The organism is Virgibacillus dakarensis, assembly GCF_900155625.1.
GTDB classification, from domain to species: domain Bacteria; phylum Bacillota; class Bacilli; order Bacillales; family Amphibacillaceae; genus Lentibacillus_C; species Lentibacillus_C populi.
Genome location: NZ_LT732553.1, coordinates 174,700 through 200,429, shown reverse-complemented (window position 1 = coordinate 200,429; position 25,730 = coordinate 174,700). Strand labels below are relative to the sequence as shown.

Sequence of the window (25,730 nt, the reverse complement as noted above, 5' to 3'; positions counted from 1 at the left end):
AGCTGATTCTGTTCTTCCTCTATTCTTGTAGCCATAATTCCCCTGCAAACCTTGATGTGGTATGATTAAAATCAATATTATAAAGGAGAATGATAAGCCATAATTCCCCTGCAAACCTTGATGTGGTATGATTGAAGATGTTATAGAAATACTACCTAAGTTGCCATAATTCCCCTGCAAACCTTGATGTGGTATGATTCAAGTATTCGCTCATGTAGACGAGGATGAGCCATAATTCCCCTGCAAACCTTGATGTGGTATGATACATGGCTTAAAAACCCTTGATACTTCCCCATTTCAAGGGTTTTTCTTTTTTAAAAAAAGCCATAATTCTCGTATGAATTTCTCCTTTTCATTTTCTTTTTTTTATGAAATTACAAGAAAAAAATACTTGCAAACAAAATTGCAAGTACTTTTTAAAAGAAATCTATCTTATTTGCCCCTAAGTCTTCCTCGGGAGTAGTTGTCCCCAAAAGAATTTCCATATTTTCAAATTGTTTTTCTGTAATTTTCATAGCTCGAATTGCTCCGTTGACTGGAGGTATATTTTCTTTCAATCTCCGCATATGTTTCCGTACCCCGTCTTCTCCATTACAAATTCTTGTATATACCGAATACTGCAGCATTGTATACCCATCACGCAATAAAAATTTGCGGAATCTGGAATATGCTTTCCTTTCCCTTGGTATAACCACCGGCAGATCAAAAAAAACTATAATTCTCATATATCTACTCATACGTGTGAACTGTGATATTCGTAAGTTCAGGGAGTACTAATAAATTTGGGTCTTGCTGCCGGCACGCAGTTACAAAACTTTTTATCATTTGATCAGCTCCATTAGTTACACTCAATTTTTCGTGATTCCAGTTTGCTTCGATATCAAGTACCTGAAATAAGCTTTTACGTATCTTAGGCGACCATTCCAATTCATCCGTTACATTTGTAACAATTATCACATCAACAAACGGACGTAACACTTCCATAAAATCATCAGCTAAATTAAATGCATTTGTTTGACTGTCGTGGAATATCCCAAAAGTTGGGGTAAATCCGTATCTGATAAGCGCCCTGGCTACCAATGAACGGATAATACTGTAACCATAATTCAAGGAGATATTATATACATTATCTTCCCTTCGTTGAAACCCTACCCCAAACAGTGATTCAAAGTACAGTTTTGCACCATATGCTTCACGATTTGTACGATCACCAGATTCTACACTCCGGCTAATGGCATATATTTTTTGTGCTTCTTCGCCCTTATGAACCAGCTCCAAACATCGCGCCTGGTTCTCTAGTTTCTTAATAACAATCTTTTGCCAGACCCGTTTCTTAAAAGGTTTTCCAAGACCCAATTGCATTTCCAAAACAGTACGTTGTCTAGAATGACGGTGAAACGGCTGGACAATTCCACTTGGCATCCGCTTCCGATCACAGATAATAAGTTCGACGTGATACTCAGTACATTTGGTTAATAACCCATTGGTAATAGTAATAGCGGGATCTTCCAAAGTTATTGTGACAATGTCTTCTAACGGAATTTTAATAGAATCCTCTTGTTTAATCAGCAGCTGTTCGTTTGATGTAGAAAGTTTTGCTGGATTACGAATAATTAAGTGTCTAAACGCCATAACGCTTTTCCCTTTGTACTTTCGTTAGATTACCTAATGGGTCGGTTTGGCACTTTTCTAGTAACTTCAAATTTTTGGAACCAATATCGTCTCCAAAACTATTCATATGGTCTATAATAGTAATTGCTGCAGTACCAGAATGAACTTTTTTAAAATAAAAAGTACCTTCAACCCATCTTTTTATATCGCCGGTAAAAGTTTTCGATATCTTTTCCCTTGGCATTTTTACTTTTATTACATCGTTAGGGAATAAATTAAACAAAAACTCATACTCATCAGTTATTTTTGTCCATTCACCATAGGATTTAGCTGCAGTGATAAATCTATCAGGACTTCTTCTCGCCAACACATCACTCACATAAACCGGAGCCAAATAATACTTCCCGCTCTCCTTGTGACGAAACACCTCTGTCCTCGCAATACTAGCATTTTCCGCAATCGTCTTATCATCTAAATGGAACACCCGGTTTGCCGTTGATTCAAGCTTAACACTTCGAATAATTGGCGCATTTTCCGGATTTTTGGACGGTTTATATAATACAGTGCTAAAAGCCTTGGCCGCATCCCCGTATTCAAGATACCTTTCCTTAATGGCATTATACGTTTTGGGATCGGACTCTTTTCCATACATCGGAAAATCTCCATTTTTATCAAACTTGATATCTTGTAATGCATATTTTTTTACCATAAGATTTAATCCTTTTTCGGTAAACCCGCGGTGCCTCCTGATAGTCTCCTCGTGAATTTGTCCTTTCACCGACCGCTTTGGCATTCGGGAAACAAAAATCGGTTTGACACGCTCTATGAATTCCTCATCATAACTAGCTAATGATAGGCTTTCCAATGCGAGTTTCAATTTTTCCGAATTCTGCAGCATTCTGGCTTCAAGTTCTTTCGTAAAACCATCCCATGGTTCTGGAAAACGTTCCCCTTTACGTTTTAATAATTGCGATGCATGCAATTCACTATGTTTAAAATAATTGCTTACTCTATGTTGGAACGGAAGGCTTACCGCAACAAGTACCGCATCCAGTGCATGGTGTAAGTCATTTTCTGCGCGGTTCTTGTTGAATCCCCACCGCTTTCTCATCAGCGAAGTATATGCACCATTTACTGTATAAACATATTGCTTCTTGTCGCTATCTTCCCTAAACTGCAAATTATCCTCTATAAACCCTTTCAAGAATCTAGTAATGTAACGCGTATCATTCAAATGCCGGGATTTGAATTGTTCGGCCTGATCCTCATCGAAATTTTGCTTCAATAATAAATCCTTTTTCTTCTTCCGGACTTTCAAGGAATTTACATATGAGATATATTGCTCCCATCTTACCTCATCACTGCCAAACCACTCGAATGGTGTTCTGTTTTTCTTATTTTGATTCTCTTTTGACAAAACAAGCACCTTATTCGCATTACTATCATCAAAGCTACGGCTATATGGTATAATATGATCTACTTCTGCAAATCCATAATTGAATAAGTAATCCATTGGAATCGGCTTTAATGAATACGCACATTTCCCGTTCTGTTCTTCCCATAATTTATATTTTAATATATCGTGCCCACGCGGATCACTGATTTCGGGATGGAGTTCTTGAATACGGCTCTTTGCCTTATCATTAATTTTGCGATTGTTATTATACTGTTTCTCAATGTCCTTCCTTTCCTTATAGTGCCGCCCCATTTCCCTTGCCAATTCAATATAAATAGCTGAAGGGGATCCGTACCTTTTGATGATGGCATTGATTACCTTTCTTGTCTGCGATAGGGAACGAATCACTACTGGATTGGCAATGTCATCCGCTGGAATAACCGGAAGTAACTTTTCCTTTTTCTTTCCTACCTTTTGATTAAAATTGTATCCAGCCTTTTCACATGCCTCATGGTAAAGGTTGCCTTGCTCCAGATAAGGAATAATATTATTTAAAGCTTTCAATGATAAATGTCCAAACTTGGCGTATGATAGATTTAAAAGTCCTTCAATTAACTCTTGACTATAAGACCTATTTGATAAGTTGCGAATCCGCTTTCCATTTTTGTTCACATAGTCATTTGATAAATAATCACGGACGTCATTATCATCTTTATATACAGTGACAGCATATGCAAATGTATCATAGTCAATCGGTCGGTAGGATTCCGCTAACGTTTTTCCTTCAACATCCTTCACGATCTTTTTTAATTCATAGTACCCTTTCAGCGATAGAAACGTTTTATTTTCATTCTTTTCATTTGTTTCACCAGGGTCGTAAAACAGTTCGTTAAATCGCTCGTCATCGTTTAATCCTAACGTTTTCCGAACATCTTTATATTTCACCTCTTTTTTGTCCATAACACTGTTCATGACTGCTTGCCGTTCTTCATTTGTTAAAGGACGCTGCGGCGAGTTTGTAGAAATAATCCGTAAACGATTGACTTTATCCAAGGCTCGAAATTTCTCAAACGTATAAGAGAACTTGGGTGCTCGTTTTTCATTTTCCTCAAAAGTGCAATTTCCAATTCGTTTTGCAATATCCTCTTGCGTCGAAAAAGGGCGTTGGGAACTCCAAATGTTTATGTATGCTTTCTCATTTTCCTTCGTTGCAAAGGGATTTCCAAATTCACGTTGTTTTTCAAAAACATCCCGTATTTCTTTTTCAATTTCACTTCTTGCTAAAACATGTGTGTAATCACCGCCTTTATTGCGCTTTCTGCCATTAAACTTATCATCCAACACTAGCATTTCTGCAACTGAACGATACCCTTTTTCTTCCATCAATGAAGCATTTTCTCTAACAGCCTTTAAAAGTACCCCACCTTCCCCATCGTTCGCTTCACTTTTACGATTCGATTTAAATCCTCTATTTTTGGCATAGTGGATTAGAATCCTAGCAAATTCACGATCTGTGAGCATTCTTTCCAGACCATTTACTCGAATAAGCCAAATATCCAAATCACCATCTTGCCACTCAAATAATCGGTCAGACTCCATTTCGGATAAAAGACCTTTGTCAATGATAAAGTGACGAACCCGACCAACACGATATCGACGTCTTCTTAGTCTTCTCCTTTGCGATCTGGCTTCACGCCTAGGTGTTGCCAGTGATGAGCCATTCTTTGGATTCTCAGCCACATCAAACATTCGAGAACCTAAATCTTCAATCCTCTGTTTGTCCTGATTGATAACAGCCCAGCCTACTGAGGAAATTCCAATATCTAATCCAATACTGTACTTCATTAGAATCACCCTATTTATGTATTTTTATTGCTTTATACCTATTTTAAGTGGTTTTAAGTATAAAAAAAATGACTAAAAGCACTTAGTCATTGTTGTTGCGGGGAACTCCGCATAAAAATGCGGAGCTAGGCGATCCCCAACGCCACGGCTTAATGCCTTACCATAATAACTTACCTGTAAACCTTGATGTGATATGATTTCATCGACCTTCCCCTAGGTCAATATATCTAGCATAACCGTTTTTATGATTTTTGTCAATATAATCTAAGAAAATTATTTTTAATAGCGCGAAATTATCTCTTCTTTAATTCAAAATTTCATGTTTTCTTTTTTATTGCCCGAAATTGCTGCTGGTCATCATCACTATTATACTAGAAAAGTATTCAAATATTCATGAACGGTTTGCACAACCACGATCTCTACCTCGCATTTCATTTCTTCCTGAATTTCACGTTTTAATGCATCTTGAAGTGTTTCTCCTTCCTCTTTTCCACCTGGGAATTCCCACTTAAAGGGAGGGATTTTTGCAGGTCCTCTTTGCGCGCATAGAATCTTTTCGTTATGGATGTTGATAGCTCCAACGACGTTGATCTTATTCACAGCTCCCACTCTAATTTAATTTTGTCTTATTCTTTATTTTCTTCATACCATTGAATCAACCGAATCTTTATCCAATATATAACATCATCCGAGAAGTGGCCCCCGTCCAACTCCCTGTAATAGTACAAGCCATCAAATGCATAACTTGTTCACATAAGGAGTGTGGTGCATTTGAAAAAGGCAAATGAAAACATGCTGTACTTCGGCGATAATCTTTTTGTTTTAAAAAATCATATCGAAAGTAATTCTGTAGACCTAATATATTTGGACCCTCCATTTAACAGCAATAGGGATTATAATCAAATATTCTCGAATCCCGATGGGATCAAATCAACTGCCCAAATTGAAGTATTTGAAGATACTTGGTATTGGAATAGCGATGTTGAAAAGTCTTTTCTTGAAACAATTAATTACTACCATAACGATCTGGTATCTAATTTTTTAATATCTATGCGTCAGCTACTGGGAACGAATCAAATGATGGCTTATCTATCTATGATGGCACCCAGATTACTTGAAATGTATAGAGTGCTAAAGCCTGACGGTGTTTTGTTTTTACATTGTGACCCGTCCGCTTCCCATTATTTGAAGCTTCTAATAGATGCTGTTTTTGGATTCAAAAACTTTCAAAATGAAATTGTTTGGTGTTATAGACAAGGCGGAAGAGGGAAGCGTAACTTTGCTAAGAAACATGATACGATTTTCTTTTACTCCAAAGGAAGGGACTATACTTTTAACGCGGATGAAATTAGAGTCCCGTATGAGGGGACAGGTGGTTATCAAACAAGTGGAAAAGGCGTAACAAATTCCAACGGTAAAACCTATACTCCTAATAAAAAAGGAAAAATACCGGAGGACTGGTGGGATATTCCAGCATTGCCTCCAATGTCAAAGGAAAGAGTTGGATATCCGACCCAAAAACCTCTTGCACTACTAAACCGCATCATTAGTGCCACCACGAATAAAGGTGGTGTGGTTCTAGATCCTTTTTGTGGGTGCGGGACAGCTATCGTATCGGCTCAAAATCTTGAACGTAATTGGATTGGAATTGATATCACTCATATTGCTATTACAACCATAAAAGCCCGATTGGATAAAGAGTTTGGCATGTTGAATAATTATAGCGTTGCTGGAGAGCCAATAGACTTGGAGGGTGCAAAGCAACTGGCGGATAACAATCGCTTTCAGTTTCAGATTTGGGCATTGTCTTTACTGGGAATTAACTACAAAGGTGATTTTAATTCTATAAAAAAAGGGCCTGATGGAGGGGTGGATGGCGTTCATTTTTTTGATGATGGAGAAGCTGGAAAATTAAAAAAATCAATAATACAAGTTAAAAGCGGAAAAGTTAGTGTAAAAGATATTAGGGAATTAAATACTGTCATAGAACGTGAGAATGGAGCAGCAGGGGTTTTTGTTATCCTCCAACCTCCAACGCGGGCGATGGTGAAGGAAGCAGCCGGCACCGGTTTATTTACAAACTATAAAGGGGAAAAATATCCATTCATCACTATTGTGGAAGTTAATGACATACTATTACATAAAATTTTACCAAGCAATATTTTTCCCTGCTAATGACCCCACTTTTGCAGGGCAATAATTATTTATCCTGAGCCTCTGTCAAAATTAAAATATAGTCTTGGTCAGAGGCTCCCAAAATTGGAGCCTCTATTTTTAAAAACCCTCCCAGGCATTGATGAATTTTGCGTAGTCACCCAATCAATGGTGATGGCACCGACGACGTTGATAGATTTCATCGTCTTTCCTCCAAATGCAGCTTTAGCTATTTCACAACTCCTGAAAATAATCCTTAATCTTCCCTGCCATCAATTGCCTCCTTTCCATTAAAAACTGATCATAATCCATCGCTTCCATGTTGAAAATAGATTCTGGAATACAGTTTGCTTTCATGTTCAGTTTCAACTGCTCATTATCTTTGATTTCACCGATATTTAGGCCGGAGCCTTCTATTTGCGATAGAACTTTCCCCATATACTGGTTGGGCGATTGATCCTTTATGGCCAAGTTAACAACCTGTTCCGTATAAACGTAATTGGCAATTTGGTTATACTGTTTTCTGTTATTATAACCGTTCTTTTGTAGGTATTTTTTTGGAAACACATGATGTACATCTCCTCGTTCTTCTAGCAACTGCTGGACCGTGATAGATTTCGATAAGAAGGCTACATCCTTTTGATAAATCTGTGCCATGATAAACAAGTTGAAATAAGGGCTGCTTGTAACAGATGTGTCCAAATTGGCAACCAATATATTGTCCCAATAGGCATCAGAAAGTTCCCCCGCTTCAACGGATCTCACGTAATCCATTGGATCGTCATACGACGCGAAACGTTTGATATCAAAATCAAATGTTGATTCAGGTGAGCTAGAGTATCTTTCCGTCAACAGGGAAGCAACAAACCACTTGCGGACAATGACATTAATCCGGGACCCATCTATTCCTTTTTCACGCAACAATAAAAATAAGGCATAAGCAAAGTTCATCGCATTCTGAGAGCGAACAATCTTTTTATGGATAACACCTGCAGATTTCAGGATCATGATGAAACGTTTGAAATTGGTTTCATCCACAAATTTGAGAACTCCGTCTTTTAGTTCTTTGAAGGAATTTTCCATAATCTCCACTTTATATTCTCTTGTTTCAAAATCCCTGCCGGACAGGAGACTGACCAGGTTCGATATAGGTCCACGAAGAAATTTAAATGTGAAGGCAACGCGCAATACATCGGAATAACTTGGTTCATAGATATTTGTGTTATAGCCCTTGACCCATTCTATTTTTGAAAAACTTTTACTACTGGAGAACTCTGTATCGTTTTGCTTGATGTTTTCATATATTGATGAGCTTTTCATCATATGGGAGAAATAATCAATGGTTTTTCTGATCAGCGGTCCATCAAACGCATCATTTACAGAGATCTTTGACATAGCAAAGTCTGCCTGGCTGAGATTAACTCCAGCTGAATTGATTCGTATAAATATTTCGGTAACTGTTTCTATATCCAATGTGTGTGCCAATTCAATAATCCCTATGGAACTATGTTTTAGCTGCAATAGCTTTTGGATAATCGTATTCAATTGATCCTCTGTAATTTCCGGATTGACCTCGCAGTATTTTTTAATATAGCTAAATGTGCTGAACCCCTGTTTGAAGACCATAGAAATATCCGGTATCCACTTTTTATCCTTTCGAATGGCCGGGTTCAATACCTCAAACTTCTCAGTAATTGGATTAAAAGCAATAGTGATGCGTTTCTTTTGATAATTGCTATCCACCACTTCTTTGGCGGAAATAGCAGCCATGAGCGCGGTTATCCTTTGCTGACCGTCAATCAATATTTTCTTGCCCTGTGAGACAGTTCCATCTTTCAATCTGGCATCAGGGTTCTGCCAGGTTATGATATACCCCACGGGATAATCCTTGTATAAAGAGTCTAATAGATCCCTTACCTTAGAAGACTTCCAAACAAACGGACGTTGGATTTCAGGAATCGCAATGACGTCTTCCTCTATCCATCCCAATAAAATATTTACGGTTGTATTATTTACATTATAGTTAGACAACGTTAACACCCCTTAAAACGATTACATGAAGAACTATTACTGTATAATTCAACATTTCTTTATTTAAAACGAACCTGCTTGGCCCTACTTTCTTGATTTGACTGTGGGTTTTTTCCTGAATGGCAATGTCCTTAGCAGTGATATCTTCTATCCTGAATTCCCGGAATGTATAACGATGAAAACCTCATGAATCTCTTTCGTGCCAACTGTTAAGGGATTTCTTATGCCTCGTTACACTTTAGAAAGTATAACGAGGAAATGCAATACTACCCAAATGTATCATTGTAGAAAACTGTTGATTTGTCAGCCTATACAAGATGATGGCTACCAAATATATGCTACCTCGTTATAAATGGTGGGAATCCAGGTTCTATATTTCCGGTGCATCTAAACTGTTTCAATCTCGAATCCTGCTTTTTTTGCATACGTAATAAAAGTCTCAATGTTCCCTTTCCCCCACTGGTTCGAAATCGCGTATCGTTCAGATGGGCCGAATATCAGGGCTTCATCATCATTTAAAAAATGCCTGGCAATATTTTGTCTTTCATATGTCTCCTGAGCCTTCTCTAGTGGGACAATCAAGTCACCATTATTCAATTCTTGAGGAAATACTTCTAGTAATTCGCGCAGCTCTTGTGGGTTGTTTTCTTTTATCCAAGTATGGATGACGGTTAAAACCAGCTTCCTTTTATTTAGTTCTTCACCCCTGAATTTGTATTTCGTGTAATCCCTTGATGATTTCACTGCTTGTCGTTTTTCCTCCGACTTTTCCCGTAACTTGATTTGATATTCCTCGGCCTCAGGTAACGGTAGCACCTGTTTCACATCGATGAAAATCTTGCCATCATTTTTATATGGAACAATACTTACACAGCGGATATCCAGACCGTATTCGCTTAACCATATAATAGTCGTAGTCAATTCCTTGGAAAAATCGGATGATACAAGTACGATTCGAACATTTAAGGCAAACTCTTCTTCTTGGGGTGCTTCCCAATTTAAAAATTTCAATAGATTCGTTTCAGCGTCACCATCTATCTTGTTATCTAGCAAAAATTTTTGATAGATATCAATGACTTTTTTGAAGGTTAAAGCAGAGACCATGGCAGCGTAACGTAATGCCTGTAATTCCATGTGTTCCCCAGTATCCGTCCGCTTTAGTTCGATGACCACTAGATCAGCATTTTTGTCAATAGCCAGTAAATCAATACGCCGCTTACTATCTTCCCACTCTGAAAATTCTTCTGCTATGACTAAACAATCGGGTGCAACAATCTCTATATTCTTTTTCAAAGCGGATTGAATATGTTGTCTCTCGAGAATACCTTCATCCGTAAATGAGGTTGTTTGGATCGCTTGCATGTTGGCATTTTGGTATGTGTAGATCATGGGGCACCGCTCCTTTCATTTGGATTGTCAAATACTTGTACCTTCTCTCTTCAAAATTCTCAATCATTTCCGGCTATATTTCGACTTTTTAAAATTCGCTTCATAACCTTTTGAATAGAAATCCTGCACGACCGGTGAAACTCCGATATCCTTGTCTGCAACAAAAATATCTTCAGACACATCACTACCATAAAAAATGAAGTCCTCTCTATTTGCCTCGTTAAATCTCACTTCATAAAAAAATAATAACTGTTTATCCTGTGCCCGCTTTAAACTTTCATGTTCTTTTAAGCTATCGATTGGATCATATAAAAAAGAATTTCAGCCTTAACTGTAAGCACGGAGTAATGTGACATTTTAACACCTCCTTCTACAAGCAACGAAAATTTTAGTACCTTTAGTCCAATTTTATCATGTTCCGGATTTTTTTGGGAAAAAATAATGTTTTCGGTTTTCCGGATAGAAAAAAATTAGTGTAGTTATCAGTATGCTTTTTAAAACAGTTTCCAGGTCAAGTGTTGGATACCATGCTAAAGGCTTTGAAATGAAATTACACGTTTTACGCAGGCTGATGGCCATTTTGGAAATAGTTGGTTCAACCATGGCTGAGGAATATCTTCTTACTGACGAGCAAATAAACCATTTCATTGATCTTTTTTTCAGCAAATTACCCGACTATTTGCGAGATCCACTGCTTAATGCAGGGGCAGCATGATAATAGAATTGTACCTATACCTTTCCTTCCAGGCTTCAGGGCTTATTAATCATTTCCGAAACTTGGGTAACAAATCATAGCCACTGAACATGTTCCAATTATTAAACCGGAAGTAGGTATTAACTGTTTTGGCAGTTTTACCCTGTGATTAAACATATATAATTACCTGTAGCAAGTTACTCTAACTTATATTATACTAAATTCATCAAGGGGGCGTGCCAACATGGAAAAAGAATTAAAGGATTTGCTGAACGATATGCAAAAGCAAATGACCGAAGGATTTGCATATGTAAATCGCAAATTTGATGGAGTAGATCAAAAATTCGATGAGATGAATCATAGATTTGATGGAGTTAATCATAAATTTGATGACATAAATAACAAATTGGAAGGCGTTAACAAACGTTTGGATAAAATTGAATCCTTATTACAGGGAACTGGTTTTCATTTTGAACATATTGAAGTAACAGGATTGAAGATGTCAGTTTCTTGACGAATAAGGTGAACAAGCTTGGCGGGAAATTTTTAAATTGAACAGGCTGGTAAAATAATCGTGTAATGATAAAGATATATGTATATGAGAATTTTAAACTGGACAACAATAGTTATTGAAAGGTTGCCTGCTTAGCCCAAGTTCAGAAAAGCCTATTACTTGCACTTTTTTCTGCTTTTCAGGATATTCGATACATGAACAATTCTTTTTTCATAATCCATATAAAGATCATTGAACTCATTGCTTTTAGGTAATTTGGTTGGGGGCGAAAATAATTTTTCCAGCTGCTGCTTCATCAATAATGAACTTTTCAGTTAATGATAAAACAGCCATTTCCATTTCCTCCTTGTCGTTGTTCATATACCATCACCACTTTTCTAAAAATAGTGGTATTAGTATATGGTTGTATTTAACTTCATTCCTCGAAATAAAATCCTAAGTGATTTACAGCTTCAACCATATTTTTTGGTTCAAATTTTTTATATTCCATCCCAAGTTCTAAAGCTGTCTGGTATATCCATTCTTCATATATTCCCACTTGAATAATTGGATTTGTACTCCTAAATTCCTGTTCTAATCCATACCGTCCGTGAATATCTCTGATTATTCTTCTTACAATTCGACTCGGAATATCTGATTTAGTCATTCGTTATCCCCCGTCATTTTTTCATCCAAAGATGTGGGACGAACTAGGTGCATTTTTACTATCAGAATATCAGAAAAATGTAAAAATAACAAGTAATTCTTTTAGAATGCCTGTCACTTTCCGTATTTTGTTCGGTCATATTTGTCCCTTTTTTCTCCATACCAGCAATTCTTTTTCCATTACCTGTGGTTGATCCCCGAATGAAAAAACAACTTTTGCTTCATTACCTACTAGCCGAAGCGGTTCTTTTTTTACCGCACGCCCCTGAAGGACCTTCCTGATCGTATTCACTTGCTTCGCCCCAAATGTCACGGTAGCAGGCAATTGCTTGAATAATTTCTTTTGGGAAGGCTTCCATGTTCCTTGGTCATTAAAAAGAAATCCGGTATTTGGTCCCTCTGTTTCACTTCCTTTTTGAATCGCGTCATTCACCTTTGTTATAGAAAAGATTTTCGCGATAGATCGGTAATATAATATGGCATATAATTTTTACAAATACGTAAAGCACCAAGTGTATTCCATATTTGCATCGCTTCCAATTCATCCGCTGTTATTCCTACAATTTGAATAAACGCGACTTTCCCATTCGGTGTATCTATACTAGGCAGTTCAGGATCGTTCGTAAATGCAAGTGCTGTTAATTCTGTATTCGATTCAAGGCAAATGGGATCATTGGCATCCATATAATCACCATTTTTAAATATATTTCCACTCCCAAATATGTATCTTGCCAGGTTCTGTAAAAGGTTTAGTGCCCAGGCAGGCGGTTCCGTTTCATGGTCCACCTTTGCAAGTCTAAATGTTAATTCAAATCCAAAACCACTAGTTTCGGTATCCTCCGTCTCTTTTTCGTATAGCTCTAAAAATCCATATGTAACAAAATGCCAATGTTCAATCGGTTCTTTTGCAGTATACACACTAGTTCCATCCAAAGGATCATTTCCCCGAGCATATAAGAAATCAGTGTACCAAAATGTTTAGGCTCCTGTTCTCCATACAAGCCCTCCATAACTTGATCAATTGCATCCCAACCAGTTTTTATTTTCGCTCATCATATCCTCCTCAAAATCACTATATATTGATGCTATCCTTACCATAATCGATTCCATCATACTTTTTATAAAATATCAATTTTAATAAAGTCACTCACTCCCACACCAAGCTGTTCCGCAACAAAAATCGACCGTCAAATTCAATCGGCACGCCCTGGCCGTCTCTTTCTGCATGGATGTGCAGGTGTGGTTCTGACGTATTGCCCGAATTTCCGACAAGACCGACAAACTGGCCCGTTTCTATCTGATCCCCAGCTTGAACGGTTACACTGCCTTCCTGCAGATGAGCAATAATCACGTTTGCTTCTGTTTTTTCACAACTGACCTGAACGTAGTTACCTTCTGGTTTATCAGGATTCGATTCAGGTGGAGTCAAATCAGGCATGTTGTTTCGCGCCTTCACGATTTCCCCCGTACATGGACTTGAGACCTCGGCTCCATAAATAACATAACGATCCAGTTCTTCAGGATATATCCCCGCAGTTCTCACACCGAGATTATTCAGCTGAACGATATCCAGCGCAAAACGCTGTTCCGGATGAGCATAATGAGCATTTACGCTTGTTGAAGCACCGCCATGCCCTACATAAAACGTGCCATCCTTTAAAGGAAATTCGAGTTCTACCGCCTCTTCATCTGTGGTGTACCCTGTAAAGATTTGCACGTGATACAAACCAAAAACAAGTATGAGCAAGCTATAAAAAACAAATGCACCCTTTTCTTTACCGGTGTATGTTTGTCCGGACGGCAGCGAACGGACTCTCCGCCAACTCACATAGAGTGCAAAAATGAGCAATAACGGCCAAAGAAACCGGATATAATAACCGGTCCAATCCCACCGCCCCGAAAAAAACACCCAGGAAATATAAATTGTGAAAAGCAAGGCTTGCAACACCCAGTCGAGTCTCCCTTTGAACTTGCTCACGAAAAGAGACACAATAAACACTGCTGGCAAAACCAACTGAAAAAGAATCAACTGTAAAATTGAAAATATCAATTTATCCCCCTATTTTTCACTTATTCCATCAAAAATGGAAGGCAATTGCTTTTAAGATTTAATTGTTTGCTTAAGTTTCTTCCAAAACAATTAATGATAAATACTTGGTCAGGAGATCTACCTTTTTATTGTTCTTAGCCTTAGATCGTTGCACTTTCAACATTCACAGTTCTTTGACTACAGTACCTGAAAAGCGATCGTGGGGAAGTATTGCTCCGGCTTGGTCTTCGAACGTTTTAGGGCTTTTTACATAATCAAAAGTGCTCACTGTATCCCGATACCCCATACGCTTAATGATTTGGCCGGATGTTAGCCTGGAACCCTCCTTATTCTCAAGTACCAACCCCATTTTTTTGTAACCAATGGTTTGCCTGCTTTGCCGCAACTGTGCGTACTCAAGTGTCCACATTACTACAGTGGGTGTTATTAACGCATGAACCACTTCACTTTTTACTTTTTTACGCAATAAACACTCAACACCGGCTGTCAAGGCGCTTGAAATTGTCAAGTCAATCAGGAACGCCTTCATACGTTTTTTTGTAATGGATTCCATTAAAGTTCCTCCTTGTTTTTTTAACGTTTTTTCTTTTCATTTATATTCCAAGTAGTTATTGGGATTTGTCCGTTTTCATCTCTCCAAGTCAGTAATACAATACGTCAAAAAAAGTAGTTTTTACTTTTCACGTTCATACAATTATTGTTGTTATAAAGTTCTTAACTCCTATTCCACAGAAGCACCTGATTACGGAAGAAAAACATTTTTAGTATTTCTTTGTAAAATAATGCTTGGAAAACGCTCTTACTAGTAATTGTCCAATTAAAAACACAATAGCGGTAAGTATGACAGCAACATTTCGGCCTACCGGTGCAAACCATGCATTGTCAGGGAGGAAATTTAAAGCTAATACTACCGATAATATTGCTACTAAAATATTGACCAAGACAACGTAACGAATTCTTATTAGACCGGACAAAAAACCAACGATCAAAACAAATAAGACGGAAGTCAAAGTCAGAAATGGAGCATCTTCACGCTTAACGTATTGACCGTATTCATAAAAGTGAAACAAGAACGGTGCCGGTATTAGAGTCATAATCAACCATAAAATCCCTAAATAGGGTTTCGCCAATTACATCACTCCTTTTCCTCACGTTGAATAATTCTGTAGTAAATTTTAATATCCTGATTCAACTAAATGGCCCTTATATGCATTACTGGCGGTAACCCTTATTAGGAAAAGCGTCCAATAATTTAATAATCCAATTGACGCAGGTACAAGAGAATCTCGTTTTCATTCAACTTTTTTACGTTGTATTTACGGATCTTGCTGTCAATTTTCTTTTGCTGTTTACTTCCTTTACTAGATGCATTGATAATTTGAAAAAATATTTCGCTCCAAATACCTGCCGTACCACCGAATCCCAGTTGAAATCCCATTTCTTCTGTTTCCGTAAGCGGCAGCTGTGTATTTTCCTCAAATTCCTTTTTAAAGTCATCCTGAATGATAATGTAAGATTCTTTATTTTTTAAGGCGTGAAGCAATTCTTCAGCGTTATTTGCTTTATAATAATCCTCTCTCTCTTTCAATCCCATCAAATTAACCTCCCTTAAGAAATAATATATCCTGATTCAATTTTAGCACAATTCATTCAACAAATGGCGCTCTTTTGTTTAGCGTTGGCGCTAATTCTTATTCCGGGTTAGCGGCCGATTGCAATATAGTCAATTCAAGGTTCTTCAGATATTTATACGATATTCCAGTTGAATGGTTTCATTTTCCTTATTAAACTATCCTTAAGTATCTTTTTTTCAATCTCTTCAGCATCGCTCTACAAACTGATCCTAAAACAAAAAAGACGCGTTCCTAAATAAACGCGCCCGGTTGCTTTAACGGGGGGTGTGGGTTTCCTCGCCCCCCATCCCTGGTGGCCTCAGAATAGAAAGTGATCACTTTACCCTAATTTAATATGAATTTTATCCGATTACTGTAACTTACCAATATAATCCAATTTTTCAATATCAGTAGAATCGACTGCGCCGTCCAGGATTTTTCTTACATCATGTAAAGTGTCTTGAAGATTGACGGATTTTCCAGTGACACCTGTAAACGCCTCCGCTACGTAAAATGGCTGGGTCAAATAGGCTTCCAACCGTTCTCCACGGTTATAGGTTTCAGTCTCGGAAGCAGGTAAGCCGTTTGTTCCACGCACATTGACCAATGAGCGCAGTTCTCGATAACGACGCAACAGTTTTTGGGCCTGTTGTTGCGTCCTAAGATGCGTTTGATCAAGATGTGATCCTTCCAGTACAGAAGATGTTGAATGGATCGGATTGACCGCAGGAAATTTCCGTCGAGCGGCAAGGTCTGCATCAAATTGCCATAACGTTTCAAGAGGACCGTACGGCAAATCTTCATCAACGACTTCTCCTTTAAGATCGACAAGGAACGTGGTTACCGAATCAACCCCAATATTTTGAAGGCGTTCTTGCAGGTGATAAATTTCACCGCTCACTACATGAGAACGGTCGGCAGCAAACAAGATTTCCTTGGTCTTGCTTAATTTCGCTATTTCCTCATAAGTCTTATCAATCGTATCAGTAACAATGTCTGCATAATCAACGATGTCCTTGAATTCCGGGTGTTCATCTTCTGGCTTGAGCAATACCGTGATATAACCTTCTTTCTTCAGGCGATCAAATAACTCGGATAGAATAACCAACTGCCCCATTCCAGGACGGGCGACCAATCCAACTGTTCCTCCTTTGGCCAAAGGAGCAAACAAATCCAACGTTTTCACCCCGGTTTCAATCATTTCGACACTCTCCCCTCTGATAATCAATTCGTCCAGACTACATTCCGCAAGTTCTGCAAGCGCAACCAATGTTCTGACCTCAGAACGACCGACAGAAATTTTTCCTGTACATAAATTGGAAACGGTAGCCGGACGTAATCCGACCGAACGAGCAACACTGGTCAGGTTAGGTACCTTTCGTCGTAATAAAGAGACATTTAACCGTAATTTTTCCACATTATCCACCTCCTTACTCTACATAGTAATATAAATTACTCCATAATACAATATTTTATTGTATTAAAACGTAAATATTATTACCCTCAAAAAAAGATAAGTCTTTTGGTTATTATGGATACCTTGGGAGCAGATCTGAGAAACATTTTAAAAATGGAACCATTTAGCAAAGGATTTCATAATTAAATGGAGCTATAAAAGACAAATAACCCGGAAAAGCCATGAAGCCCGGGTTATTTGATACTAATTAGGACATCTTTTCTATTTTGTGTTACTGTACAAAGGCTCCCTGTTTCCAGTATAACCATCACATTCAGACAATCTGATGTATGATCTTTAACAAAGAACCTCGAAATAAATTCCATTAAATACGGATCACCCTTTATTCCACTAACTGGCCAAATAAATGAATATGTTATTCGGTTAAAGTTAGCAATAGGTAGACCTTTGAGATTATCTCCAGCTTTCACTTGCTCCGCACAGTGCGTGCTAGTTTCCCATCACCCTGCGTTCCATTTACCGAGATGTACTGTGATGATAAGTTCCCCGTTACCTTCAAGCGAGAAGGTCGACACCGGAAAGCCTCTTGCCTAAAAGCTCGCACTTTGGAAAATCCCACGTTCCTACCCTATCGGTGCGATGAGCGCTTGAAAAACCTTTCTCCGTTGTAAAGTTGGAATTTCATTCTTAAAAAATACCCGCACTTCACGCCTCAGGAAGTTTATAGCGGAACTTGTCGCGCTCGCCCAATTCTTGAATAGTCTTTTCTGATATTAGCTGGATAATTGAAGATCGGTATTCTAGTTGTTAAATAGGTGCCATCCATTAGCTGTTGAATAAATGTGTAATTTTTAAATTTAACCTTTAATGATCAACATGTTTGAGTCATCAAATTCCCAGTTTGAGCCGTACGCGACTTCCCAGTAATAACCATCAGGGTCAATGAAATAACCTCCGTATCCCCCCCATGATAATGTTTGCGGCTCTTTAACAACTTGGGCACCAACTTTTTTGACTGATTGAAGAATATCATCAACTTCAGTTTCAGATTTTGCATTATAAGCGAGAGTGACACCCGAGAACCCCCCTTTTGACAATTCAGGAGGATTTTCTTCGTTGATATCCTTTGCCAATTCTTCAAGTGGAAATAACTCAAGCTTTGATCCTTCATTCTTAAAAAAAACAATGACAGGTTTTTCTTCGTCTCCTGTGACCGATGCTTCAAAACCGATTTTGCGGTAAAATTTAAGCGATTTCCCAATATCTCTTACACCTAAAGTAATGAGATTAATTCTGTTCATACAGACATCAACTCCTTTATATATGTTCTTTAAGAGAAATTCGACAAACTAATAAACTTTCCTCTTTTAAGAGACTAACTTTCTTTTATATTGATAACGTTATTCTGTTAAATGGCCTACTTATTCAATAATGGCTCCCCGTATATTGAATAATTAACTTACTTAAACAAGTTACCCCTAAAATGACGATATCCTACTTATCTTTTATCTTATCTTTTTTTCGACCGACAAGCGAATCGTTCCGGATGTACCTCGTACAAGTCATTAATTTCTTTTTTCTTGCTAATAAGTTCTTCTACAATCATATTACAAAGCTTAAAGAGAAAAACAACGGTTCCTCGATCGTCCTGCATGTCAATTTTTGCTGTATGTATTCCTTTATTTCCGTAATTTTAAGCTGTCCTGTCCTTTTTGAATATGAATTGGAATATCTCTTCAACAAGCTTATCAATCAGGTTACATTCCTTGTCTCTTGTAATTGGGTAATCAGGCTCTGGAACCAAGGTTTCAATCGCTAAACGAAGCATGCAGCTGAAGCTCTCGGTGAGTATTGAAGCCCAGTATCAAGAAAGAGGTTCTCCATTAAACTGGAGAATAGCAGTTGTATCTTTAGAGTAGCCTTTCCTGATTGCAGCGATGACTTCTTCCTTCCTTTCCTCGGACTCCTTCTGTGTAAGACAAAGCTCGACATCATCAATATCATACGGACCGATTCGCCAATGACCAAGTACTGCTCCCTTAAAGTCTCCATCGATCAAAAGATATTGCAGAACTTCCCGTCCTTTGAAAATCTGTTTTAATTCGCTCATATTTGCCCTAACCAGGAAATCCGATTTATCAAGCATAAAAATCGATGGCCTGATTTTCCCGACGCTTAAATTCAAGTCTTCCTTGCGCATGAACCCTGTACCGAGACCATTGATTTCCATTTTAATAATCTCTCCACTCTCGATTAGAAGATCCAAGGCACTTTGTATCATTTTGAGTTTTAACTGCGACCAGTTTCTGATTTGACTCAAGGTGGCAAAGACAAAAACATCAAGAAAACGTATCAGCATTTCGGAAACTGAAGACGACGTGTTTTGATGTAGTTCAATCCCAGGCCATTCCGTCTTGAAGTCAAACCAGCCCGTGTTCCAGTCAGTATCGATTTGGGATTCATATACCAAAAACGCTTCTTGCATCCTTTTCAGCACAGCAGTGATTTCTCTGGCTTTAAAAGGCAAATGTTCTTTCAACTGGTCCTTTGACATGCCACCGGAATGTTGAATCATGGATAGAACTTCTTCGTGAAGAGGAGATACTTTTTGAATCGGTTTTTGAAAAATACTGGCATACAGACCCAAATCGTCCTCCAAAACATAACCGATTCGACCGCCTTGGAAACGCCCTTTAACCAATTTATGTTTTTCACGCAAGTTCTCCGCCAACAACGAGTCATCAAAGGTTGTCCGGTGTACCAGCTGTGGGGGATTGCCGGGACGACTATTAAAAATGGGTGCGACAGGCTGCAATAATCGAAACAACTGTTTATAGGCTTCTGTGTCCCTGCTGTCATTTAATGGTTCCGTCAATTTTTGCCTTTTAAGACGTTCGCTAATGATAATTTCCTTATTCACCACACACTACCCCTTCAACTGCTATTTTTTCATTAAACATAAAGGTCGAACATGTTTACATCGTAGCCAAGCTGCTTCAGGTAGTTATAAAGTTGGCCACGGTGATGAAAAAAGTGGGAAATCTCTTCAACGAGCCAATGCGCTTGAACAGCTCCTTTCTCAAGATAAAAGGGCTTTGTCTTTTTGGTTAAAAAATCTTGGTCGGACAAAGAAAGCATAAACGTTTTATAACTACCAAATCCATTCTTCATGGCTTTAATCATGGCTTCGGATGATTCCAATTTATCGTACGATGCTTCCAGGTTCTGAATCGTTTCCTGATCTTTTTCCTGCCAGAGATGGAGATCCACCTCGGGTATGGCAGAGATGTGTCTAGCAAGTTCTTTAAGACTTCGCATGTTGTCGGCCGGCCGGTATCTCCAATCCGTCGCTTTCACCTTTCTTAGCAAACCTTCCATCGAACGGATGCCGATTTCAAGTTCTTCCAACAGTTCATTTCTTACAATGTCAACGGCGTTCATTGCTCTCATCCTTCCCTTTGTAATTTCCTTTTCAATCTATCATAGAATAGTGACAAATCATGTCACCATTTATATGGATTTTTTCAAAAATGGATTAACGGTATTTGTCTGCCAACGTTTTTAATTTTTGCTTCATGTATGTGATGGCCTCTGGGGTTCCTTTTTGAAGGCTTCATTACCAAAATTAACCATCCATAATATCCGACCGTGTGATCGTAATGAAAAAGATAAGCATGAAACTGGTCATCACCCATCCCAGCCCACCCCCTGCATGGGCTTTCTCGTTCGGAAAATCTATAACTAAACCAGGTATTCAGCTATCCCGTGTAGGGAAGTGTCAGAACTAAAAGGCTCTTTCACAACCGGAAACAGATTATTGTGCAACACGAGGACTATTTTATTATTGACTAAACGTTTAGTCAATAATAAAATAGGTGTTAGATGATTATTAATTTCTCAAAAAATGGATGGAGGGATTGCAATGGATTTGTATTACGAGGTTAAAGGTAATGGTCATCCCGTCGTTCTTCTTCACAGTGGTGGTGCTGATATGCGGGACTGGACATTTGTCGCACCTCATTTAGCCAGTTACTATAAGGTAGTTACTTTTGACGGACGTGGCGCTGGAAATTCGCCATCTCCCAAAGGAAAGGTTAATTATGTCGATGATTTGCTGTCGCTGCTTGATTATTTGGATCTTGACAAGGCAACAATTATAGGTCATTCCATAGGCGGTCAGATTGCAACAGAATTTGCTCTTAATTATCCTGAAAGAGTTTCGAATCTTGTCCTGGTTGCCCCTGCGTTGTCTGGGTTCAACTATTCACAGGAATTTAAAGCCTATATGAATTGGATAAATGCGGCTGCTCCGGATATAGATAAAATGATTAAGCGATCGCTTAGTGCTTCACTGTATAGTGTTGTAACAACCAGTTCGAGCCGGGATTTGATGATGCAAATGCACAGGCATTATATGGAGCGGATAATTCAATGGCCCGAGTTTGAAATGATTTGGCCACAGCCGCCTGCCATCGAAAGGTTAGAGGAATTGACTGTTAAAACGTTATTTATTATAGGTGAGAAAGATTTTCCTGATAATCATCGTGTAGCGGATTACTTTCTCCAAAACCAGAATATCCGTTTTGTTGAAATCACAGGCGGGGATCATATGTTAACGCTAACCCACCCCGAAGAACTGTATAATAATATTATAAAATTTATGGAGGATTGAGATCTGACATGCCACGAACAAAAAAAGAGAACGCACGTATTCGTCAGATGACTAAGGAAAAAATTCGCACAGCTGCAATGGAGTTCTTCATTAAACGGGGTTACCATGCTACATCCATCAGTGAAATAGCTAAACATGCAGGCATATCCAAAGGTCTCCTTTACAATTATTATAAAGGTAAAGAACAGCTTCTTGCTGCTATGGTCGAAATTAGAATTGGCGAACTGGTTGAAGTAATGGAAACTGCAAAGGGTATTGAGAAACCAAACGAGCAACTCAAACATATTGTAGAAGGCGCTATTGAAAATGTCTTTCAACGACCAGAAATATTCCGTTTTTATTTGCATCTGCAAACACAACCTGAAGCAGATCAGGAATTGATCAAATACAGTAATCTCCTGATTGAAGAAAATGCCAGACAGTTCGAGTTTCAATGTGAAATATTTGAAAAACTGAATGTGAAGGAGCCGAGAAAAAGGTCGCTATATTTTTCATCTATGCTCCAAGGTACCATGTTGATGATATCTACTTATCCAGAGCAGTTTCCCAAAGAAGAAATAAAAAAGCAGATTTTAAGTGAGTTTTGTGACTCTACCGTTTAAGAAACTTTTTTGAATAGATTTTCTCGAAAACTAAAAAAAGCTAGGACAGGTCCCATTTATCTCCTGTCCCACACGTGTCAGTTTCTTACAAATTCTGCTTCAACGCCTCTATTTCTTTTTTGCTTAACTTGGTTACTTCTAGCAATAAAATCAATTGCCGTACCTTTTCGGAGCATCTCCAGAGCAACACGCCTGATACCTTCTTCTCTTCCTTTTTCTTTGCCTTTCTCTTCATACGAAATCGGAATTTCCATGATTCTGTCAGCCTCGTCCATATGCTTGATTTCTTCCATCAGTTGCTCCTCCTCTTCTTCATTTAATTTCAAATAGCTTTCGAAAAACCCGTATATCAGGCGTTCTTTGGCTGGATCCGGTTGCATGTTTACTATCATCCGCAAAAATTCCTTCTTCACTTGCACCCGTTCTTCTTCCTTGTAATTCATTTTGCTTAACAGTGCTGCAGCGGCAGGGTTGTCGGAAGTGATATAATCCCGCCAGTTTTTCTTGTGCAAATGCAGCGTCAGATAGTTAAATGTCAATACCTGAAAAAACGGAAATGCCATGATATATTGGTTCTTTTCCCAGTTTTCCTTATAACTAAAAACAGCAATTGGGATAATTGGCTTGCGGTGCCTTTGGTAGAGCATGCTTAAATATTGATACATCCGTTCATGAAAATGCGATTGCTGTGTGCTTTGCGGTTCCACATGCACAATCATAACAGCATCCGTACTTTTCAATTTTGTTTCCACAACAACATCACCTTCCAATAGGTCCGTAAATACTTCTTCGGACAGGAAAGAAATTTCTTGAAAATTAATCAGCGGGTGGATTTTCGGAAAAAAGGATTCCAGAAATTCCTCAAAAAACGTTTGGATCAGTTCTTTGAATAAGTGGTCATGGCGCGTGTAGAGAGGTGACTTTTCCATAACCAACTGTGCGTGAGGCATAAGAGCACATCCTTTGCGGTTTTTTTAATGGGGAGATCAATCGTGGTGTGTTGTCTTTCACCATTGTATCAGAAAATATCGATAAGTAAAGTATTAAAAATAGGACGAAAGCCTCAAACCGATTCCTTATCCGCCAGCTACCAAAGCAACAAACAAATAGGGGACGAGGGATCAGGTCCCGAATAAAAAAGGGAATAAATTGGCAACAGTGAACCTTTACCCACGGCTCTTTTCTATGTTGAAAGGCTGGAATGGAACACAAAACAATCGTTCTCTAACTCTCCCAGTTAACCTTCCCTCACCCCAAAAACAGCTTCAGCATCCTATAGTTTCCGTATCCCTTTACTATGTTAAACGCTGTTCCTCCAATTGCTTCCACAATGCCACGGCCCCACGTCCGCCAGGCTATTACAAAAGCGAACTGATTCGGTAAACGACTAAAGGTGTCAGGGGTACCAAAAACTTCCAAATTTTTCTTATTCGGAGTTTTGTACACTATGATTAACGCGGCTACTAGTTAGTAATTTTCGCTTTACGAGACAACTTGGCACATGCAACCCCTATTTTATTTTGTTAAATATGCTTGAATTGAGTTAGGTAGTAGTTGAAAGAATCGCCCTTTATATTTGATATCTGCAAGACCAGCAATGAAAATAATTGTAACGACAACTACTAAAATAGGGTTCCAATTTTTTTTAAAAATCCTGTTCATAAGTTAACCTCCACTCTTTTATATGGTGTGTCAGTCTGTATATAGTTTACCACTGGAAATTCGTATCTTACATCGATTTACATTTTTAACACCAAGGCTTTTATCGGACTTATGGATAACAAATTTTCAAGTATATGCATTGGATTCACGTGGCAAAGTCATTGGTAGATCACTAACGGTGAAAGCCAGTTTTACAGACAGAGGAAAATGCAAATAATCTTTCAACTAATCCCCACCTATTAAGTATGGTGGGGATCAGTTGAACATACGGTATTACACCCTGTATATCTTCTCCCGTAATACAGTGTAAGATAGAAGTTACCAAGGAAAATATCCGCATTCATTTGTTTTTCCAGCGAGTGAAAGCTATTTTATTACCTGAAGAGAAAATAGCTTTCACTAATTTCAAGGAAGAAAAAGAATGACCAAATACAAAAAATGGCTGGATTCTTCCACTTGCGCTTTTGCTTACTTTAATATTCTCCTTTAATTACAAAGAACGAACCCCGAATTGTTCCAGCTAGTTTAGACTTTTGCCTAGCAAACTTAAACTTTCCTTCTAACTCCTTTGGTACCTCCATCCCTTCAGAAAGCTTAAAACCAACGGCCCGCTTCTTAGGGTCATCAACTGTATACATGACGTTTACCGCAAGACCATCCTCAAAAAAGACGTAGGCAAATTTGATATTTCCGACTTGAAAACGCGACGTTTCTAAAGGGTTGGCCGCAAACGCAATATCACGTTCTTCTTTCAAAATTCGGTTCACATAGTCAAGGGTCTCCTGACTTTCACTAGCTGGTTCAACCGTAAATTCATGCTTATATTTGTTCATAAAGTAACGGGCTTCATTAGCACGTAAACCAGCAAGCGCCTCTGCAACTGGTGAAGACTCTACGCCAACTGTAGACACATTCTTGAAATTCACAACAAAGGACAATTCAATCCCTCCTTCTACTTCCTTACAACAGGAACCCACATTTCACCATATACCAAGCCATTTCGTTGCCCCATTACTACGGCTGCATTGGGGCCACCTACATAGGCAACATGATTTGCTTCACCTAACACTTCACCAAATGCAGTGCCAGTAACTTTGTTGCTTAACTCTTCAGCCGTTTTTCCTTCCCCTTTCACAACGATGTATTCCCCTTTAGGAAATTGGATAACTCTAGATGCTTCCGATAGGGTTTCCTCGGTCATGACGCCGGCGTAGTGCATCATCTTGTTATTAACTGCTTCATTTACGACAAAAATGTAGTCGTTCGTAGCGACAGATTTTAGCAAATCAAGCCTTCCATCTTCATTGACTGATCGCCAAAAGTCTGCCTTTTCCTTGTTAATGCCAGCAAAGTCTGTGTAATCGCTCTTAAGCTCAGTCCCCAAACCTAAAACGGTAAAGCTGTCTTTTTCTTCTAAGGTATAATCTGCCATATT

At 38.5% G+C, this 25,730-nt stretch carries 26 protein-coding genes, 1 pseudogene and 1 CRISPR repeat array (1 of these 28 running past the window's edge); of the genes and pseudogenes, 5 read left to right on the top strand and 22 right to left on the bottom strand.

Going from position 1 to position 25,730, the window contains the following annotated elements; all coding sequences use genetic code 11:
- A CRISPR array of direct repeats spans nt 1–264; the repeat unit is 36 nt; unit sequence GCCATAATTCCCCTGCAAACCTTGATGTGGTATGAT (it extends 1,947 nt beyond the left edge of the window).
- A gap of 152 nt (nt 265–416) precedes the next feature.
- The 4 genes and pseudogenes from cas2 to CZ382_RS01160 form a co-directional block, all read right to left on the bottom strand.
- A complete protein-coding gene (gene cas2, locus CZ382_RS01175; RefSeq protein WP_088049426.1) occupies nt 417–725 on the bottom strand; it encodes a CRISPR-associated endonuclease Cas2 in 309 nt (102 codons plus the stop codon).
- A 4-nt stretch (nt 726–729) separates the two neighbouring features.
- Complete coding sequence (gene cas1 / locus CZ382_RS01170; RefSeq protein WP_088049425.1) at nt 730–1,632, bottom strand: type II CRISPR-associated endonuclease Cas1; 903 nt, start codon at nt 1,630–1,632, stop codon at nt 730–732.
- A complete protein-coding gene (gene cas9 / locus CZ382_RS01165) occupies nt 1,622–4,852 on the bottom strand; it encodes a type II CRISPR RNA-guided endonuclease Cas9 (RefSeq protein WP_088049424.1) in 3,231 nt (1,076 codons plus the stop codon). Before cas9 ends, cas1 begins: the two co-directional genes overlap by 11 nt.
- 387 nt (nt 4,853–5,239) lie before the next feature.
- A pseudogene (locus CZ382_RS01160) lies at nt 5,240–5,452 on the bottom strand (NUDIX domain-containing protein); the annotation flags it as partial.
- 171 nt (nt 5,453–5,623) lie between these two features.
- Between CZ382_RS01160 and CZ382_RS01155 the strand changes: the two are divergent.
- Nucleotides 5,624–7,027: a DNA methyltransferase gene (locus CZ382_RS01155; RefSeq protein ID WP_088049422.1), complete on the top strand. Its 1,404-nt coding sequence runs from the start codon at nt 5,624–5,626 to the stop codon at nt 7,025–7,027.
- Between the two features lie 213 nt (nt 7,028–7,240).
- Here CZ382_RS01155 and CZ382_RS01150 read toward each other — a convergent pair whose 3' ends face one another.
- Together CZ382_RS01150 and CZ382_RS01145 are read right to left on the bottom strand one after the other, a co-directional pair.
- Nucleotides 7,241–9,037 carry a GmrSD restriction endonuclease domain-containing protein gene (locus CZ382_RS01150; RefSeq protein ID WP_088049421.1) on the bottom strand — a complete coding sequence of 599 codons (1,797 nt, stop codon included), beginning with the start codon at nt 9,035–9,037 and terminating at the stop codon, nt 7,241–7,243.
- Nucleotides 9,038–9,424: 387 nt separating this feature from the next.
- Entirely contained in the window at nt 9,425–10,426 is a 1,002-nt protein-coding gene (locus CZ382_RS01145) for a PDDEXK family nuclease (protein ID WP_088049420.1), read from the bottom strand.
- 544 nt (nt 10,427–10,970) lie between these two features.
- Here CZ382_RS01145 and CZ382_RS23595 point away from each other — a divergent pair.
- Nucleotides 10,971–11,141 (top strand): hypothetical protein, encoded by a 171-nt coding sequence (locus tag CZ382_RS23595; RefSeq protein WP_159457740.1) that lies wholly within the window; start codon nt 10,971–10,973, stop codon nt 11,139–11,141.
- A 223-nt stretch (nt 11,142–11,364) separates the two neighbouring features.
- Nucleotides 11,365–11,634 carry a hypothetical protein gene (locus CZ382_RS01135; protein ID WP_088049418.1) on the top strand — a complete coding sequence of 90 codons (270 nt, stop codon included), beginning with the start codon at nt 11,365–11,367 and terminating at the stop codon, nt 11,632–11,634.
- A gap of 415 nt (nt 11,635–12,049) precedes the next feature.
- Here CZ382_RS01135 and CZ382_RS01130 read toward each other — a convergent pair whose 3' ends face one another.
- From CZ382_RS01130 to CZ382_RS23590, 12 genes are all read right to left on the bottom strand, one after another.
- Nucleotides 12,050–12,280, bottom strand: coding sequence for a hypothetical protein (locus CZ382_RS01130; RefSeq protein WP_088049417.1), 231 nt, complete (start codon nt 12,278–12,280; stop codon nt 12,050–12,052).
- 135 nt (nt 12,281–12,415) lie between these two features.
- The gene (locus tag CZ382_RS24080) at nt 12,416–12,712 is read right to left on the bottom strand and encodes a hypothetical protein (protein WP_235000367.1); all 297 of its coding nucleotides are present in this window, start codon (nt 12,710–12,712) and stop codon (nt 12,416–12,418) included.
- Nucleotides 12,713–12,717: 5 nt separating this feature from the next.
- A complete protein-coding gene (locus CZ382_RS24075) occupies nt 12,718–13,197 on the bottom strand; it encodes a suppressor of fused domain protein (RefSeq protein ID WP_235000366.1) in 480 nt (159 codons plus the stop codon).
- Between the two features lie 229 nt (nt 13,198–13,426).
- The gene (locus CZ382_RS01120; RefSeq protein ID WP_088049416.1) at nt 13,427–14,329 is read right to left on the bottom strand and encodes a M23 family metallopeptidase; all 903 of its coding nucleotides are present in this window, start codon (nt 14,327–14,329) and stop codon (nt 13,427–13,429) included.
- Nucleotides 14,330–14,492: 163 nt separating this feature from the next.
- On the bottom strand, nt 14,493–14,882 hold the full coding sequence (locus CZ382_RS01115) for an RDD family protein (protein ID WP_088049415.1): 390 nt from the start codon (nt 14,880–14,882) through the stop codon (nt 14,493–14,495).
- A gap of 208 nt (nt 14,883–15,090) precedes the next feature.
- The gene (locus CZ382_RS01110) at nt 15,091–15,459 is read right to left on the bottom strand and encodes a hypothetical protein (protein ID WP_088049414.1); all 369 of its coding nucleotides are present in this window, start codon (nt 15,457–15,459) and stop codon (nt 15,091–15,093) included.
- A gap of 122 nt (nt 15,460–15,581) precedes the next feature.
- Nucleotides 15,582–15,923, bottom strand: coding sequence for a hypothetical protein (locus CZ382_RS01105; RefSeq protein ID WP_088049413.1), 342 nt, complete (start codon nt 15,921–15,923; stop codon nt 15,582–15,584).
- A 389-nt stretch (nt 15,924–16,312) separates the two neighbouring features.
- A complete protein-coding gene (locus tag CZ382_RS01100; RefSeq protein ID WP_088049412.1) occupies nt 16,313–17,359 on the bottom strand; it encodes an ATP synthase beta subunit C-terminal domain-containing protein in 1,047 nt (348 codons plus the stop codon).
- 857 nt (nt 17,360–18,216) lie between these two features.
- Nucleotides 18,217–18,660 carry a VOC family protein gene (locus CZ382_RS01095; RefSeq protein ID WP_088049411.1) on the bottom strand — a complete coding sequence of 148 codons (444 nt, stop codon included), beginning with the start codon at nt 18,658–18,660 and terminating at the stop codon, nt 18,217–18,219.
- A gap of 563 nt (nt 18,661–19,223) precedes the next feature.
- Nucleotides 19,224–20,279: a hypothetical protein gene (locus CZ382_RS01090; protein WP_088049410.1), complete on the bottom strand. Its 1,056-nt coding sequence runs from the start codon at nt 20,277–20,279 to the stop codon at nt 19,224–19,226.
- Between the two features lie 32 nt (nt 20,280–20,311).
- Nucleotides 20,312–20,800 carry a DinB family protein gene (locus CZ382_RS01085; RefSeq protein WP_088049409.1) on the bottom strand — a complete coding sequence of 163 codons (489 nt, stop codon included), beginning with the start codon at nt 20,798–20,800 and terminating at the stop codon, nt 20,312–20,314.
- Between the two features lie 83 nt (nt 20,801–20,883).
- Nucleotides 20,884–21,054, bottom strand: coding sequence for a hypothetical protein (locus tag CZ382_RS23590; RefSeq protein WP_155555260.1), 171 nt, complete (start codon nt 21,052–21,054; stop codon nt 20,884–20,886).
- Nucleotides 21,055–21,281: 227 nt separating this feature from the next.
- On the opposite strand from CZ382_RS23590, the gene CZ382_RS01080 reads away from it, so the two are divergent.
- Together CZ382_RS01080 and CZ382_RS01075 are read left to right on the top strand one after the other, a co-directional pair.
- Nucleotides 21,282–22,031 carry an alpha/beta fold hydrolase gene (locus tag CZ382_RS01080; RefSeq protein ID WP_088049408.1) on the top strand — a complete coding sequence of 250 codons (750 nt, stop codon included), beginning with the start codon at nt 21,282–21,284 and terminating at the stop codon, nt 22,029–22,031.
- A gap of 8 nt (nt 22,032–22,039) precedes the next feature.
- Nucleotides 22,040–22,633, top strand: a complete 594-nt coding sequence (locus tag CZ382_RS01075; RefSeq protein ID WP_088049407.1) for a TetR/AcrR family transcriptional regulator — start codon at nt 22,040–22,042, stop codon at nt 22,631–22,633.
- 77 nt (nt 22,634–22,710) lie between these two features.
- Here CZ382_RS01075 and CZ382_RS01070 read toward each other — a convergent pair whose 3' ends face one another.
- The 4 genes from CZ382_RS01070 to CZ382_RS01060 form a co-directional block, all read right to left on the bottom strand.
- Nucleotides 22,711–23,583 (bottom strand): RpnC/YadD family protein, encoded by an 873-nt coding sequence (locus CZ382_RS01070; protein ID WP_102415661.1) that lies wholly within the window; start codon nt 23,581–23,583, stop codon nt 22,711–22,713.
- 565 nt (nt 23,584–24,148) lie between these two features.
- Entirely contained in the window at nt 24,149–24,295 is a 147-nt protein-coding gene (locus CZ382_RS23890; RefSeq protein WP_188724877.1) for a hypothetical protein, read from the bottom strand.
- Nucleotides 24,296–24,768: 473 nt separating this feature from the next.
- Nucleotides 24,769–25,233: a phage tail protein gene (locus tag CZ382_RS01065; RefSeq protein ID WP_088049406.1), complete on the bottom strand. Its 465-nt coding sequence runs from the start codon at nt 25,231–25,233 to the stop codon at nt 24,769–24,771.
- A 14-nt stretch (nt 25,234–25,247) separates the two neighbouring features.
- A complete protein-coding gene (locus tag CZ382_RS01060) occupies nt 25,248–25,727 on the bottom strand; it encodes a GyrI-like domain-containing protein (protein WP_088049405.1) in 480 nt (159 codons plus the stop codon).
- Between the last annotated feature and the right edge of the window lie 3 nt (nt 25,728–25,730).